We start from the raw sequence: 15,725 nt of genomic DNA on the forward strand, positions 1-15,725 counted from the left end.
AAAAGGAAAACATCGCGCGAGTTTGGCGGCAGATCGCATATTTGAGCTTGCCAATCACTCGTCAGGTTCCGTCATGCGACCATTGACCCGGTGTCTTGGGAACGAATTAAGACCTGTTTGCTTCTAAAGCTTCCAATTTTCGTATAGAATGGAGGTGCTGTGAAAAAAATAGACGGAGGGGAACCATGAAGCTAGTACAACGAATGGGATTTACTGCACTTCTAATTCTTACATTGATCGTGGCAGGCTGCTCGAACAGCGCGCCGCCGAAAGCGGCCATGCAGGCAGCAATGGCCAAAACGACGGAGGCGGATGCCTTCAAGATGTCGATGAACATCCAGCTTGACGAGCTGGAGCTGCCATCGATTCCCGAAGCGGAGGCCAGTGGCCTGCCTGTTGCCAGCCTGACGGGCATGTTCCAGGACGCGACGATTAAGGTGGATGCCACCTACGCGAAAGAGCCCATGCGCATAGATATGAATATGGAATTCGTGCTGCCGGGCATGATGGAGATGAAGCTCGCGATTCCGATGATTATGACCAAAGAGATGCTGTACGTGAAGCCGCCTGAGATTCCGATGCTTCCACTGCCTGAGGAGACCAAAGGCAAGTATGTGGCCATCGACTTGAAGGAGCTGGCTGAGCAGCAAGGTGCGGAAATAAACATGGATCCTGCCGCCCAACAGAAGCTGATTCAGGACCTGTCCAAGACGCTGCTGGACAGCTTCGATGAGAAGACCTACTTCAGCGAAGTAAAAGCGGCGGATGCCGGCTTGCCGGAAGGCGTGAAGGCGGATCAAGTCGTCAAGTTCGCGATTACAGAAGAGAACTATCCGCAGACGGTAGAGACGATCGTGAACGACGTGCTGCCAAAGGTGCTTGATATTCTGCTAGCCAACGAAGGCGCGCTGGAGGCACTGCAAGTGCAGAAGGCCGACCTGGAGCAGGCCAAGGCGGATTGGGAGACAAACAAGACGGAGCTGCTTAACCTTCTCCAGAACGATCTGAAGGTGAATACGCTGGAGATGACAGGCGCGATCAAGGATAATTACATGGTGTATCAGAGCGGCAAGATCAGCATGGAAGTGAACGATGCGGAGAGCGGTCAGAAGGCGAAGTTCGGCGTTTCGTTCAACGGTCAATATTCGGACATCGGCAAGAAGCAGGAGTTCGAGGCATTGCCGACCGATACGGTGACGCTTGAGCAACTGATGGGTTTATTCGGAGCTCCGGCTGGCCTGTAAGACGAGAAGCAATCAAGCGAAATTCATCGTGAAGAGTTGAAAAAAGTCGTTTCCTCGTGAAACGGCTTTTTTTGTCGTACGGGGGATTCTTGCGCTGCAACCCGAAAAACGGGTTGCAGCGCACGCCGGAGTAACTTTGCAGTAGACCCCCAAAAAGACGGCAGCCTGCTCATCATGTTATGCATAGGAAAATCGACCCAATTAAACGGGTCGAATGTCTGTCTTTAGTCCAAAAGGTCCTTTTCTTGAAAATGGATATATAGTCCCGCTAATAAAGTTCTATTATCTTTTATAATAGACTGAACTAGTTCGACAATTTCCTACATAATCCTTGAAAAGGTGATGATAACCTATGATTTCCCCTTTTTTTCGTAAGAAGGGTACCCAGGAGGGACAGGAGGATCGTTCGCAAGAACTAGCAAGTCAGGAGCCTGCTCCCCCAAGCTCAGAGGAAATCTCCGAGACTCCGGTTCAGTCACCCCAGGATTCCATCTTCATTCAGAAGTCCCGTATGGACAAAAAGTCGCTGGATCTCGTGCTTGCGGTAGAACAAATGATTCAGGCCAAACAGCATACGGAGCTCCAGAATAGCGAGCTGCAGGATCGTCTCGCGCACTCTGGCGGACATATCGATCGGTTAAACCGCGATGTAAAGCAATTGACGAGGGTGATCGAGGAGCGGGAGAAGAGCATCCTGGATCTGGAGCAGAAAATCGTCGACAAGAATATGAAGGTCGATCAGGTAGCCGAGGATTACCGCGAGCTGGAGAGACGGATGACGGCCGAGATCGAGGAGTTGAAGAGCGTAATCGAGCTGGAGAAGCAGAAGTACGGCTCGCTTCAGGTCAAGCACAATGATGTGCTTGCGGAGAAGAACAAGCGCATTCATGAGCTCGAGGAGAGAATTGGCAGACAGGATGTCGAGCATCAGCACTTGAAGCAGAAGTACGAGACGACGCATCAAGAGAAAGTGTATCTGGCCAACATGATCAGCGACTTCACGAACCGGATGTCCGCGCCGATCGGAAGAGAAGGCTGAGGATGAAAAGGGATTCCTTGCGAACGTTAGAGCTATTGTCGGTAGAGGACAAGCAGGGCCGCTACGTCATAAGGATAAGCGTTGACGCAGGCAGCGAGGCCAACGGGCCGAGAGAGCTCGAGCTTCAGCTGGACGAGTTGACGTACCAGGGGCTGGGGAGACTGGCTCCGCTATCGACGGGACGCGCTCGTCTGTCTCCTTATGCGCAATACGATCCGTTTAAGCTTACATACTTAAGTTCAATGGTTAAGATCGGCAAGTACGGCGGCGAATCGTATTACTTCGACTGCTCGGCCGAATATGCATCCATGCTGGAGTCTTTGCGCGGCGGCGAGCTGCCCGGGACAGAGGCAAAGGTTGCCTGTACCTCGCCTTCGGCAGCGGTTATGGAGAAAGCGAGCAGCAGCTTGTCGTATGATCCCATCGCCGCTAAAGTAGGAGCAGTCATAAGAGTCTCCTCTATCCGCCTGCGCTCATACCTGCCTATTAACATGCGCCGGTATGCGCTGAAGTCGCTTCGTCTCTTTATGCTGACCTGCATGCTCCTCCTTGCTTGGTTCGAGCTGGAAGGTCAGATCTACATCGATGATGCGAAAGCATTAAGCGAACATCAGACCGTTATATTCGAAGGGACGGGCAGCGAGGTTCTGGGGGCTGGAGCAGCAAGCGGACATGCCTCTCTGACGGAGGGGTCTAGTGGAGCCGCTTCCTTGGCAGCCGGTGGAGCGGAAGGCGGCGGCTCGACGGGAGCGGATTTTACGACAAAGCAAGGCAAGTCGGAGTCCGCAGAAACGGGCGATGACAGTTCCGAAACGACCGACCAGAGTGCAACAGAGCCAGTCGGCGCCCACTCCGATGATGAGTCAATCAAGGGCGGTGTGGCTTCCCTAACTACGGAATTCGAGCATGTAGAAGTCATGACGCTGGATCCAGGCTCTACCGTCTACAGTCTGCCGAAGGGGTACGTCGCATTGACATTCGACGATGGTCCATCGGATTATACGAAGGCGATCGTCGATCTGCTCCGCGAGCGCGGGGTAGCGGGCACGTTCTTGTTCATAGGGCGCAATGCCGACCGTTATACGGTAGAAGCGGCTTATGCGGCGGAGCAGGGGATGGCGGTCGGCAATCATTCCTGGGATCATAGCAATTTGACCACGAAGGAGATGGATGACATCTCCGCCAACATAGCGAAGGCGAACGAGGTCATTGGGAAACACAGCGATGCGTTAGTATCCGTGTTCCGTCCGCCATATGGCGCTCTGAATGACGACATGGCGGTTGCGGCGGAGGAGCTCGGAATGAAGATGCTCATGTGGAACCGAGATCCTAAGGACTGGCAGGCCGCTAGCTCGAAGGAGATCATCCGTTATTTCAAGACGATCGACGCCTCGGGCGGCATCTACGTCATGCACGAGAAGAAGGCAACGCTGGACGCGCTGCCGGACATCATCGATTATTTGCTGGAGCAGGACCTGAAGTTCGCGGTGTTTCAGTAATACGGAAGGGTCAGAATCGGCCGAGAGGCTATTCTGATCCTTTTTTGCCGTGTTGGGGGTTGAAAAGTAAAAAATAACCCCCATAATGTATGAACATGGCTCATATTCAAGCGGTACGGTTCCCCATACAATAAAGTTGTAAGCGCAATCAAATGAAAGAGGGGGAGTTGTTTTGAAAAAGGTGTTTCGAATGGTAGCGCCAGCGATAGCGGTCATACTGATGATTTCGGGATGCAGCAACGGCAGCGGCAATGGTCAAAAGCCAGACCCAACCCAAAATCCGGGTACGGAGCAGAAGAAAGAAGCGGTGATTACCGTTGCGGGGTTTGACGACTTCTGGAAGGGCGAAGATAGCCCGGGCATGGTTATTACCAAGCAATTCAATGAGAAGTACAAGGGCGAGATCAAGGTTGAAGTCCGATACATGCCAACATCGGAGTATAACACTGCGATTCAGGCATCGATCGCCAGCAATGATCTGCCGGATATCTTCCTGAGCCCGCAAGGGATGGACGCACGCCAAATCGTGGAGAATGGTTGGGCGGCGCCCCTGGATGAATTCGTTTCCGCCGAATGGAAAAATCAGTTCATGCAAGGTTCCTTCCAGGAAGGCGTGAATATGATCGATGGCAAAACGTACACTTGGCCGTTGCGCGGTCTCAACCATCGCTCACTGCTGTATTACAACAAAAAGGTGATGCGCGATGCCGGATTGGACCCGGAGAAACCGCCAGTGACATGGGACGAGCTCCGCGAGATGTCCAAAGCGATTACGGAAAAAGGAAACGGCAAGACGTTCGGCCTTGTATTTGCCGGCGGCGAGCCGGTAGCTCTTGATCAAATGATATTGGGGCTTACGGCCTCCAAGGTTCCGACCCAAGGGGATATGCCGGGCTTTAATCTGCAAAACGGCACCTATTTGTTCGACACGCCGGAGTGGATCGGCGCGATCGAGCTGCTGCAGGGAATGAAGCAGGATGGCAGCATCATGCCGGCATCCTACAGCATGAAACCGGCTGAGGCCAACGTGTACTTCGGCGAAAATTTGGCAGCCTTCCTGATTGATCCGCGTCATCGCATGTGGCAGATCAAACGTGATGCGCCGGATGCCGAATTCGGCATTGCAGCCGTGCCTCAACAGGACGGCGAACAGCCTTATTACGGCTATACAGTCGCCAACACGGCAGGTTATATGCTGTCTGCCACATCCGAAAACAAGGAAGCGGCAGGCAAATATATTGAAGAGGCGTTCGCCTACAAAGAATTTTTCAAAAGCACGATTCAAAGCGGGGCCTCGTTGTCGCCGATTGATGAGCTGAACGCGGACGAATCGTTGTATCCGTATCCGGAATATAAAGTATTCTTTAATATTCATCAAGATACAATGCGCGAGAGTCCGAATTATGCCATCGCCAATCCGGAGACGGCGCTTGTAATTGGCGAGCTCGGCCATATTCGTCAAACCAAAATTAAACCGACGTTTGGCGAACTGTTGTTGAACTTGCTGGTGGACGACAAGTTGGACGCTGCTGCGCTCATGAAGGATTATGCGAGCAAAATGAACAAAGGTCTGCAGGATGCTATCGATAAAGTAAGCGCCACAGGCGTGAAAGTAAGCAGAGACGACTTTACGTTCCCGAATTGGGATCCGACGAAGGACTATACGCAAAGCGATTATGACGCATTGAAAAAGTAGACAGAAACGTCGGCGGCGCTTTCTTATAAATGGCGAGGAAGCGCTCCGCCGGCGGTTGTACTGCCAGAGGGGAGGTTCATGATGAAGGAAACCGCCGGTTCATCAAAAATGAGCCGAATAAGACGCAAAAAGCTGTTTTATTGTTATTTGTTTATTTTACCGCAGTTGGTCCTGTTTCTTGCTTTTACACTGTATCCGATCATCATGAGTTATGTATACAGCTTCTACAACTGGAGCGGCTTTGGGCCGCTAAAGGATTTTATAGGGTTCGAAAACTATGTAGAGACGGTTCGCGATCCGCTCTTCTGGAATGCTTTTAAAAACAGCTTTATCTTTATGTTTTTCCTGGTCATCATTCAATTGCCGTTAGCGCTGTTAATGGCCATCACTCTCAATTCGAATTGGTTAAAGGGAGCCACCCTGTTTCGTACCCTCTACTTCTTGCCGGTTGTTACAACAACCGCGGTCATTGGCGTTGTCATGCGTTTTATCTTCGGTTCTTATAACGGGTTAGTCAATGAAATCCTGATGAAGATCGGAATCATCGGCGCGCCGATCGATTGGCTGGGTTCGATGGATACCGCGTTGGTGATTGTCATTGCCGTAGGGATTTGGAAAACTTTCGGGATGAAGATGGTCTACTGGTTAGCCGCGCTGCAATCCTTGCCCAAGGAGCTTTATGAAGCTGCCAAGGTGGATGGGGCCAGCGCGGTGCAATCATTCCGCTATATTACGATCCCGCTGCTGCTGCCGGTAGGAAGCGTGATTCTGCTGTTATCGACGGTTAACGCTCTTCATGTATTTGATCTTGTGAAATCAATGACAAACGGCGGTCCCGCATTCAGCACCGATATGGTTGATTTATATATTTATCGTTATGCATTCGAAGGCATGGGCATGCCAAGATCCGGATTTGCGTCCGCGGCAGGCATATTCTATGGGATTGCGATCTTGTTCATTTCATTGATATTAGGTATTTTGGTCAAACGTTCAGGCGGCAAGAAGGCCGCGCATTAAGGTCGCAAGGAGGGAAGCCGTTATGCTGTACGCCCAAAAAAAACGAGTCGGCAAAGCGCTTGTATATCTTATATTGAGTCTAATCGGAATCATCTGGATCTATCCGTTCGTGTGGATGATTGCCGCTTCGTTGAAAACAAACACGGAGTATATTACGAAAGGTTTTAGCTTGCTGCCGGAAAAACTGCAATTCGAAAACTATGCAAGGGCATGGGATACAGCCAATTTCTCCACCTATTTTCTTAATACAACCATTATTACGGTTTCCGTTGTAGCGATTGTGATCGCGGTTTGCGCGATGACAGGGTATGCGCTAGGCCGCTTCAAATTCCCGGGCAGAATTGTGTTTATGTCCGCGATTACGGCTACGATGTTTATGCCAAAGGGATATACGATCATTCCCATCTACGTTTTCATTAATGCGCTGGGGTTGAATAATACGCTGGCGGGCATTATATTGGCAGAGGTTGGCGGCGCGCATGTCTTGTTTATTTTATTGTTTACCGCGCATTTCAGCGGCTTGCCGAAGGAGCTTGAAGAAGCGGCGGAAATCGACGGCGCAGGATTTATCCGAACCTTCGTACAAGTGATGCTGCCGCTGTCGAAGCCGATTTTTGCCACAACCGCCATTTTGCAATTTATGTGGGCGTGGAATTCATTCCTGCTCCCGCTGGTCTTTACGCTTAATAAGCCGGAGCTGCGCACGCTTGGTGTCGGCATGTACCAATTCGTAGGCGAGCATAGTATAGATTGGACTGGTATGGCGGCCGCCGCAACGATTTCGTTGCTTCCCATTATCATTATCTTCATCGTGTTCCAGCGTTATTTCGTAGAAGGCGTTGCCGGAGCGGTGAAAGGTTAAGTAGAATCGTCACGGCATGGAGAGGAATCCGGGTATATGAAGCTGCTCATCAAAAAAACCGCAATCTTCCGCAATATGAATATGCGCAATAAGCTGCTGATCATCTTTATTATGATCGGGCTTGTACCCGTATTGTTTTTTGCCGCCTTCTTCTTTCAACAGTCGAAGTCGGCATTCGAAGAGGAGTTGGGGAAATACACGCTGGAAATTTCCAAGCAGGTGGGCGGCAGACTCGATGCTTTTGTGCAGGAAATGGAACGGGTGAGCAATATTATTCGCTTCAATTCGGATGTGCAGACGATTTTATACGAATGGACGGAGGAACGAACGGCATCGTCGATCTATGCCGAGCGCAATGTACGCAGTCTTTTCGAAAATATCGGCAACTTCCGCGAGGACTTCAAAGGTATTTTCATGGTGACGGATCATGGCCTGCTTGTCTATAACGGGACTGGCGACGTAGCCAAACTTCATTATAATTTCCACGATGATCCCTGGTATCAGTCGGTGAAGGAGCAAACCCGTTTCAGGCTGAATAAGGCTCATCCGCAAACGTATGTGAAAGGAGAAGAGGTCGTAACCTTCTCCGCCCGAATAACGGATAACCGCGAGTTCAAGACAAAGGGAACGCTGCTCATCGACTTCTCGCCTCAGACCATCAAGAGCATGAGCGAAAATATTCAGCTCGGCAGTTCCGGGCATGTATGGATGATGACAGCCGATGGCGAGCCGATATTGCCGTCGCAGACGCTGCCGGATTGGCTGAAGGACGAAGAGCTGTTTAAGAAAGTGCAGCAGGAGTCCTCCGGATTTATCCCGTTCGACTATGCGGGCGTGCAAATGTTGGCCGGTTTCTATACCTCCTCGGAGACAGGCTGGAAAATCATCGGTTCGGTTCCGTTCGAGGAGCTGGCTTCCGGACTGTACGGCATTCGTACCTTTATCGTTATTTTGGCTATAGCGGCGCTGGTCGTTATTTTGTTGCTGGCAACAGCGCTGAGCCGAATGATCACCAAACCGCTTAAAGTGATGGAACATCGTATGGCGGAAGTCGGCAAGGGGAATTTCGAGACGGGGTTGCCGGTTATGGCCCGGGATGAAATAGGGCGGCTCAGCATCAGTTTCAATCGGATGATCACCGAGCTGCACCGGATGAATAACGAGGTGTTTCAATCCCAGCTCAGGGAGTATCGGCAGCAAATCCAGCTCCAAAATTCGGAGATGAGGGCGCTGCAAGCCCAGATCAACCCCCATTTCCTATACAACACACTCAACACCATTGCTTGCATTGCGGAAGTCTATGATCGGGAAGAGATTTCGGAGGTCAGCCATTCCTTGTCGCGCATGCTGCAATACAGTATTACCGGCGGTTCCACGGCAACGGTCGAGGAAGAATTAACCCATTTGTTGTCTTATATGAGTATCGTCAATGTTCGTTTTCCGATGAAATTTACGTTGGAGCTGCAGGCGGATCCCGAGATTAGGCGAATGAGCTTTATGAAGCTGATCTTCCAACCTCTCGTCGAAAATGCGGTTAATCACGGCTTCCCCGGTCTGGATCAGGGACATATTCGCGTGGAGGCCAAGCTGGACGGCGATGCGGTCATCTTTACCTTCGCAGACGACGGTATCGGCATTGCCAAGGAGAGGCTTAATCAGATTCGGGCCGAGCTGCGGCAGAAGGAAGGGGAAGGCGGGGCGGCTTCCGATCATATCGGATTGCGTAATGTCTACTATCGCTTAAACATGCTATACGGCGACCGATTTAGTATGACGATTTGGAGCAAACCCGGGGAAGGAACGCGCATTGTAATCCGCATAGAAGGAGGAGCGGCAGATGTTACGGACATTGATCGTGGATGATGAATTTTGGATGCTGGAAGGTTTGAAGAAGGTCATTAAGCGGGATTGTCCCCAGTTTACAGTGACTGCGGCGGCCAGAGATGGCGCACAGGCGCTGGAATGGCTGGAGCGGGAAAGCTTTGATCTGGTCATTACCGATATTCGGATGCCAAAGATGGACGGACTGCAGCTGCTGCAGGAGATGAGAGCGCTCGGGAAGACGATTCCCGTGCTCATCTTCTCCGCGTACAGCGACTTCGACTATGCGAAACAGGCGATTCATTACGGTGCCTTCGATTATATCTTGAAGCCGATTAATCGCAGCGAGATTCGCGCGGCATTAAATCGAATCGAAACGATGCTGACGGCTCAGGGACATCAGAGGGAAGCGCTTGTAGCGGTTACGCCGGAGCAGCCGCTGCAAGGCAAACAAGTGATTGAAGCCATGCAGAAGCTGATTCAAAGCGAATATATGCATGATTTGTCGATCGTCGCCATTGCGGACAAGCTGGGCTACAATTCGGCGTATTTAAGCCGGTTGTTCAAGCAGGAGAGCGGAGTGGGGTTTTTGCAATATTTGACGGAATATCGTTTGAAGGTTGCCGTTCAGCTCATGGAGAACAAAGGTTTCAGCATAACGGAAATAGCCAGGCAGGTGGGTTATGCGGATTATAAACACTTTCGCAAAGTGTTCAAGCAATATAAAGGAACGTCGCCCAGCGAATATATCGAAAAATAAGTGGTGAGAGCCGATGTGGAAAAAACCGTCGATGACTCCGCCTTCGGAGAGACCTTGTTTGTTTCTTCGGAAGTCCGATCTTGCGCCGTTGCGGAAGCGGCTGCAGCATGCGGATATGGGGAGTATGTGGGATCGAATGAAGGCGTTTGCTCCCCTGCGGGAGGAAGATTGGCTGCAACTGTCGATGCGAAGCACGCTCGACATCATCTATGCAATTGAATCGTATGCGCTGCAATATGTAGTGCTGGAAGAACGTTCAATCGGATTAAAAGCCAAAAAACTGGCGTTGATTGCGTCGCGTCGCGCTTTTAACCCCAATTTGCAGGATATTTCACGAGAAATCGGACGTCTGATGATTGCGATCGCGTTAGTTTATGACTGGTGCAATGCGCTGCTTGACGAAGAAGAGAAAAAAAGATTGGTTATCGAGTTGAAAAGACTCGCTTCGCTCCTGGAATGCGGATATCCGCCGACACATGAAGGTGCTTTTGTCGGACATACAAGCGAATGGATGCTTATGCGCGATATGATGGCCGCCGGCATTGCGATTTACGAAGATGACCCTGAGATGTACGACTACGCCGCAGGTCGCTTTCTGGAGGAGTTCGTTCCCGCGCGCAACTTCTTTTATCCATCGGGCTGGCATCATCAGGGAGACAACTATGGCAGCTATCGATACCAGGCAGAGCTGTTCGCCACGTGGATTTTCGGTAGAATGGGGCATGCCCGAGTATTTGATGCCCGTCAGGAGCGGGTCGGCTATCAGTGGATTTACGCTCGCCGCCCCGACGGCAAGCTGCTGCGGGATGGGGATGCCGATAATCCGTTGTATGCGGAGAAGGAATATATCAAGCTGTTCCCGCTCGTTTATTTAATGGCCGGCAACTATTATGGCAACGGGTATTTCCTGGAGCAGCAGCGGATCGAGCATCCGGTCATTCCGGACATGTATTTGCTGTTTGCTATCTTGTTTCATAATCCCGAGCTCGGCACGAAGCCGATAAGCGAGTTGCCGCTTACCCGATATTTTGCGGAACCGGCAGGGATTATGATCGCACGCACGGGCTGGAATGAGGGGGCGGTTATCGACAAACAATCCTCTGTCGCAATTGTCGAGATGAAAATCGGGATGTACCAATATAATAACCATCAGCATCTGGACGCGGGAGCCTTTCAAATTTATTACAAAGGTTATTTGGCGATCGATTCCGGTATTTACAAAGGTTCCTCGGGCAAATACCAATCGCCGCATAATAAATATTATTTCAAGCGGACGGTCGCGCATAATGCCATGCTCGTGTATGATCCGGGCGAGCTGCAGGAGCAGCCGTACATTGTGGACGGCAAGCTGACCTGGCCGAATGTAATGGATGGCGGGCAGCGCTGGCCCGGAGCGGGCAAACCTCCGCAAAACATGGAGGAGCTGCTCGGCGGCGAATACGAGCGAGGCAAGGTGCTTGCGCGCAGCTTCGGCCCCGATCCGCAAGAGCCCGATTATTCCTATTTGAAAGGCGATCTGACCAAGGCTTATTCGAAGAAGGTACGCCATTATACACGTTCATTCGTTTGTCTTAACCTGAAACAAGCCGGAGTGCCCGCCGTTCTGATCGTATTCGATGCGGTGGAGGCGGCCAGCAAGCTCTTCGAGAAGGCATGGCTCTTGCACAGCATTGAGAAGCCAGAGATATCGGGGAAGCGGACCGTAATCGCTCGCAGCGAGGATGGCTACGGCGGAGAGCTGGCGGTGGATACGCTGCTGCCGAAGCAAGCGACGATTGAACCTGTTGGCGGGGAGGGACGTCAATTCGAGTCGCGCGGCGTCCATTATGCAAATGATTTTGCGGCAACGGTCGAGCAAGGCGCCTGGCGCATAGAAGTGAGGCCGAAGGAAGCGGCGGAACGGGATTTGTTCCTGCACGCGATACAGATCAAGGACCATGACGGCGAGCAGGCTGCCGAAGCTAAGCTGGTTGAAGCGGGAGACGCCGTTGGCGTTCAGGTGCAGGGCTGGCTTGTGTTGTTCAGCCGAAGCGGGTTGTCGTTGGATGGGAAGCTGACAATCGCCGCCGATGAGTCGGGAAACAAACGCAAAATACTCGTTACGGATATAGCAAACGGAATATGGCGTGTACACGGCCGATCGACTGATGGCAAGAAACGGAGCGAGCAAGTGGAAGTAACGGAGGGCGTATTGCTTACGGAAGCTGCGGCAGGGGTTGTGCAGCTCGAAAGGATGGGAGCAGATGGAGAAGCAAGGTGAGCAAGACGGTCGGGACACGCCGGGCACATATGGTGAGCAATCGCGAGATGGGCATGGCAAGGAGGGAGCGCCGGGCAAACTCGCCAAGCCGCATGTGGTTGTCATTATGGCGGATCAACTGCGCTACGATGTCGTGAACGAGCGTTATATGCCGAATGTAAGCAGGCTGAAGGAGGAGTGCGCCTCGTTCGAGAGAGCTTACTGCGCTTCCCCGCTTTGCGTGCCGGCAAGAGGAGCATTCTTTAGCGGACTATATCCGAATGTCAACGGTTCGCTTATCAATCCTTGGGAGCCGCTCGAGGCCGAGTATGGTTATGTGCGACCGGGAACCGCCAATATGTACAGCATGATGGAAGAGGGATGGGATAGCTGGCATACGGGCAAACAGCATTTCAACAGAAAGGATATTCAGCAAAGCTGCTCCAGGACGCATTGGCATACGCTGGAGGATCATTATGGCGACTTCTTGAAGCAATATGGCAAGCGGCACCCGGGCGGCCCCGCTTTCAAAGGCATCGTGCCCGAGATGGCGGCGGGAACCACAACGCGGATTAAACGGTATTCGATTCCAACTACGGGCTGCTACGAGGAAGGACTCGACTATTTTTATGACGGATATATTGCCAAAACCTCGCTGGATGCGATTCGCGGCCGGGATCGCGGCAAGCCGCTGCTGCTAAATGCGATGTTTGTCGCGCCGCATCCGCCGCTGGATGTGCCGGAGCCATGGTACTCGATGTACAAGGACGAGCCGATTCCGGACAATGTGGCGTTGTGGTCATACGGGCAATCGCCGCTTCAGCTTTATAATCTGACCGGAGCCATCGGCAACGGTTATACGAAGGAGCAGTGGCGGTCCATCTGGCAGGTCTATTTAGGTCTGGTATCGCTGCTGGATCATTGCGTGGGGCTCCTCATCGACGAGCTGAAGGCTCAGGGGATTTACGATGAAACGTTAGTGATTTTTACAAGCGATCATGGCGAAATGCTCGGCTCGCATCGGCTTTATCAGAAAATGTGCATGTACGAGGAGTCGGTACGGACGCCATTGTTGATGAAATTTCCGGCGGACGGCCGCGTAGCTCCGCAAACGGTAGAAGCACCGGTCAGCGCCGTAGATATAATGCCGACGCTAGCCGATTATTTGCAGCTTGACGGAGAGGCGTCATTCTCAGGAGAGTCCTTGTTGCGGCTTTTAAGAAGCCAGCGGCAAGAAGCGGATGATGCGCCCGGGAATTCCTTGATGAATAGAGATCTTTTTATCCAATTTGACGGCAATGGGGCGAGAGGCAACTTCCAACGCAGCGTGGTGCGCGGAGCGCGCAAGCTTATTGTGGATATGTTTAAGAATGAGCTGTTCCTTGAATTGTACGATGTCGTGGAAGATCCGCAGGAGCAGCGCAATTTGGCCATTGAGCAGGCGCATGAGGGGGAAATCCGGTCTCTGCTTGGCAGCTTGGCGAGGCATATGGAAGCAACAAACGATTTGTTGAAGCTTCCGCCCGATGCGTACGAATCTTTTATTGCAAGCTATAGCGCTTTTATCAAACGCCCTTAGGAGAGAGGGAGGGAAAGCGATGGGTTGGCATAGGAACAAGACGCAAAAACGAGCGGGCAAGCCAATTAAATTCGACCTGCGAGGTTTCCTGGAGGGCGAGCGGACAGTGGAAGCTCTTATGCTGGACATATTGAGCCATTGCTGCGATTTGCTTGTTGAGGAACAGGTGCGGGATGTATGGAGCGGCAGCTTGGGCGGTATTTGGTGTACGGGCTGTCAGACCGTTCATGGCCGCAGCGGAGATGCGATTTTTCCGCTCTATTATTTATATTTGATCAGCAAAGAAGAGAAATACAGAGATGCGGCACGCTCTCTGCTTCGTTATATCATAGCCGCCCAGGGGGAAGACGGAGCTTGGCGCAATGAGCCGGAAGCCGATTGGAAAGGAACGACGGTTTTCCAGTTGCTTGCCTTATGTCATGCCTGCGATCAACTGACGGATCAAGAAGATGGCGAGGCGCTTAAACCCGTCATTGCCAAAGCGGCGGCTTGGGTATCCGCGACGTTCGGGGAAGGCGGTGATACCAATATCAATTATTATTTATCCTCTGCATTGGCTTTGCTGCTTTCGGACCGAATCCTGGGCAAACCTGAATATGGCGGGCAAGCCAAGCGGCTTATGCATGGATGCATCGATACCCGGCTCAGTCGGGACGGATGGTTGTTTGGCGAGAAGACGAGAATGCGTCCTTTTACGCAAATGACGTGTACGGTCGATGTCGGCTATAACCTCGATATGAGCCTTGGGGTCATGGCGGAATATGCCAAACTCACGGGTGATCCCAAAGTCATGTCGGCCGTCCTGCTGGCGCTTGCCAAACATATGGAAATGGTTTATCCCGACGGCTCGATCGATAACTCCTTTGGAAGCCGCAATTACAAATGGACGCTGTTCGGCAGCAAGACCGCGCATGGTTCCCAGATGGCCTTTATGCTGCTGGCCGACAAAAATGCTGCCTTTTATCGGGCGGCTCGGCTCCATACGAATTATTTGGCAAGCTGCATTCGTCCCGATGGACGGTTCGGTTATGGTCCGATGCATGAGCAGTTGTTCGAACAGGGATGTATACATCCCTCTATTAATCGTGCAGATGCGTTGGCTGTAGCATTGGCTTATGGCGCGGAATTCGGGCAGCGAGAACAAGAGGAATGGGATGACATGAGGAACCAGGTGCAGCTTCCTTCCGAAATCCTGTTCGGGGCCAAGTCCTACAAAGAGCTGGCGGTCCATCAATTGCGTTCGCATAATTGGATGGCAACGATTAGCTGCTCGGGAGTTCGCAATGCTCCGACCGGAGGGACGGTCGGATACTTATGGCATAAGGCCGTTGGCGCTGTGCAATTGGGCGGGATGACCGTGTATCGGCAATACGAGGCGTTTAATATGCCGAAAGCGTTGCCGGGGATGGAAGAGCCGATTGCGCCAAGAATTGAGGTTTCCCGGGAAGGTAGATTGTACAGCAATCTGTACGAACATGATGCCTATGCGAATGCTGCCGCAGTAAACAATGCGGACAGCCGCGAGAATGAGAATGGGGCTGCCGGGGCTGCAGCCGTTGTTTACGGCAAGCTCAAGGCCATGGACGAAGGCAACTGCTATGATTGCGCCGCTTTCTACAGGATTGATTATGAATTGGAAGGCGACGAATTTATCAAACGGTATGAAATCGATGTGCGACTTGCTTGCGACAATATCGCGATCGTGGAGCCGATTGTAACGGCTCGCGCAGCCGTTGCCCAGGCGGACGGACGCATTCAAGTGGAGGTTCTGCATCAACGCCAATTGATGTTGAGAGCGTCCGGCAATTCATTGCTATTGGAGCCGGAGTCATTGGCGGAGCGTTCCGTCTCTATCTTCCCATCGGTCATAACGGTGCCGCTGCGTTGGAATACAGGCAAGGTCGCGCCAGGAATCTATCGATTTCAAATCAAAATGCGAATCAAATAAAGAGATTACGCGAGAGGAGGG

General features: G+C 51.9%; 11 protein-coding genes. All 11 read left to right on the top strand.

Annotation, left to right across the window (positions count from 1 at the left end):
- Positions 1 to 185: 185 nt before the first annotated feature.
- The 11 genes from KJW29_RS28660 to KJW29_RS28710 all read left to right on the top strand — a co-directional run bounded on the left by KJW29_RS28660 (position 186) and on the right by KJW29_RS28710 (position 15,704).
- Positions 186 to 1,244, top strand: a complete 1,059-nt coding sequence (locus tag KJW29_RS28660; protein ID WP_214627208.1) for a hypothetical protein — start codon at positions 186 to 188, stop codon at positions 1,242 to 1,244.
- Positions 1,245 to 1,596: 352 nt separating this feature from the next.
- Complete coding sequence (locus KJW29_RS28665; RefSeq protein WP_214627209.1) at positions 1,597 to 2,283, top strand: hypothetical protein; 687 nt, start codon at positions 1,597 to 1,599, stop codon at positions 2,281 to 2,283.
- A gap of 2 nt (positions 2,284 to 2,285) precedes the next feature.
- A complete protein-coding gene (locus KJW29_RS28670; protein WP_214627210.1) occupies positions 2,286 to 3,782 on the top strand; it encodes a polysaccharide deacetylase family protein in 1,497 nt (498 codons plus the stop codon).
- A 181-nt stretch (positions 3,783 to 3,963) separates the two neighbouring features.
- On the top strand, positions 3,964 to 5,478 hold the full coding sequence (locus tag KJW29_RS28675) for an ABC transporter substrate-binding protein (protein ID WP_246608908.1): 1,515 nt from the start codon (positions 3,964 to 3,966) through the stop codon (positions 5,476 to 5,478).
- A gap of 78 nt (positions 5,479 to 5,556) precedes the next feature.
- Positions 5,557 to 6,495, top strand: coding sequence for a carbohydrate ABC transporter permease (locus tag KJW29_RS28680; RefSeq protein WP_187103202.1), 939 nt, complete (start codon positions 5,557 to 5,559; stop codon positions 6,493 to 6,495).
- Between the two features lie 22 nt (positions 6,496 to 6,517).
- Complete coding sequence (locus tag KJW29_RS28685; protein WP_214627212.1) at positions 6,518 to 7,357, top strand: carbohydrate ABC transporter permease; 840 nt, start codon at positions 6,518 to 6,520, stop codon at positions 7,355 to 7,357.
- 36 nt (positions 7,358 to 7,393) lie between these two features.
- A complete protein-coding gene (locus KJW29_RS28690; protein WP_214627213.1) occupies positions 7,394 to 9,220 on the top strand; it encodes a cache domain-containing sensor histidine kinase in 1,827 nt (608 codons plus the stop codon).
- Positions 9,195 to 9,938, top strand: coding sequence for a response regulator transcription factor (locus tag KJW29_RS28695; protein ID WP_214627214.1), 744 nt, complete (start codon positions 9,195 to 9,197; stop codon positions 9,936 to 9,938). The genes KJW29_RS28690 and KJW29_RS28695 overlap by 26 nt, the downstream gene beginning before the upstream one ends.
- A gap of 13 nt (positions 9,939 to 9,951) precedes the next feature.
- Complete coding sequence (hepB, locus tag KJW29_RS28700; protein WP_214627215.1) at positions 9,952 to 12,198, top strand: heparin/heparin-sulfate lyase HepB; 2,247 nt, start codon at positions 9,952 to 9,954, stop codon at positions 12,196 to 12,198.
- Positions 12,182 to 13,756 carry a sulfatase-like hydrolase/transferase gene (locus KJW29_RS28705; protein WP_214627216.1) on the top strand — a complete coding sequence of 525 codons (1,575 nt, stop codon included), beginning with the start codon at positions 12,182 to 12,184 and terminating at the stop codon, positions 13,754 to 13,756. Before hepB ends, KJW29_RS28705 begins: the two co-directional genes overlap by 17 nt.
- A 19-nt stretch (positions 13,757 to 13,775) precedes the next feature.
- Positions 13,776 to 15,704: an ulvan lysase-like protein gene (locus tag KJW29_RS28710; protein WP_214627217.1), complete on the top strand. Its 1,929-nt coding sequence runs from the start codon at positions 13,776 to 13,778 to the stop codon at positions 15,702 to 15,704.
- Positions 15,705 to 15,725 lie beyond the last annotated feature (21 nt).

The organism is Paenibacillus agaridevorans (genome assembly GCF_018604145.1).
Lineage (GTDB): Bacteria > Bacillota > Bacilli > Paenibacillales > Paenibacillaceae > Pristimantibacillus > Pristimantibacillus agaridevorans.

Coding starts and splice junctions, on each gene's coding strand:
- KJW29_RS28660 (WP_214627208.1), top strand. CDS start 186: ATGAAGCTAGTACAACGAATGGGATTTACTGCACTTCTAATTCTTACA.
- KJW29_RS28665 (WP_214627209.1), top strand. CDS start 1,597: ATGATTTCCCCTTTTTTTCGTAAGAAGGGTACCCAGGAGGGACAGGAG.
- KJW29_RS28670 (WP_214627210.1), top strand. CDS start 2,286: ATGAAAAGGGATTCCTTGCGAACGTTAGAGCTATTGTCGGTAGAGGAC.
- KJW29_RS28680 (WP_187103202.1), top strand. CDS start 5,557: ATGATGAAGGAAACCGCCGGTTCATCAAAAATGAGCCGAATAAGACGC.
- KJW29_RS28685 (WP_214627212.1), top strand. CDS start 6,518: ATGCTGTACGCCCAAAAAAAACGAGTCGGCAAAGCGCTTGTATATCTT.
- KJW29_RS28690 (WP_214627213.1), top strand. CDS start 7,394: ATGAAGCTGCTCATCAAAAAAACCGCAATCTTCCGCAATATGAATATG.
- KJW29_RS28695 (WP_214627214.1), top strand. CDS start 9,195: ATGTTACGGACATTGATCGTGGATGATGAATTTTGGATGCTGGAAGGT.
- hepB (WP_214627215.1), top strand. CDS start 9,952: ATGTGGAAAAAACCGTCGATGACTCCGCCTTCGGAGAGACCTTGTTTG.
- KJW29_RS28705 (WP_214627216.1), top strand. CDS start 12,182: ATGGAGAAGCAAGGTGAGCAAGACGGTCGGGACACGCCGGGCACATAT.
- KJW29_RS28710 (WP_214627217.1), top strand. CDS start 13,776: ATGGGTTGGCATAGGAACAAGACGCAAAAACGAGCGGGCAAGCCAATT.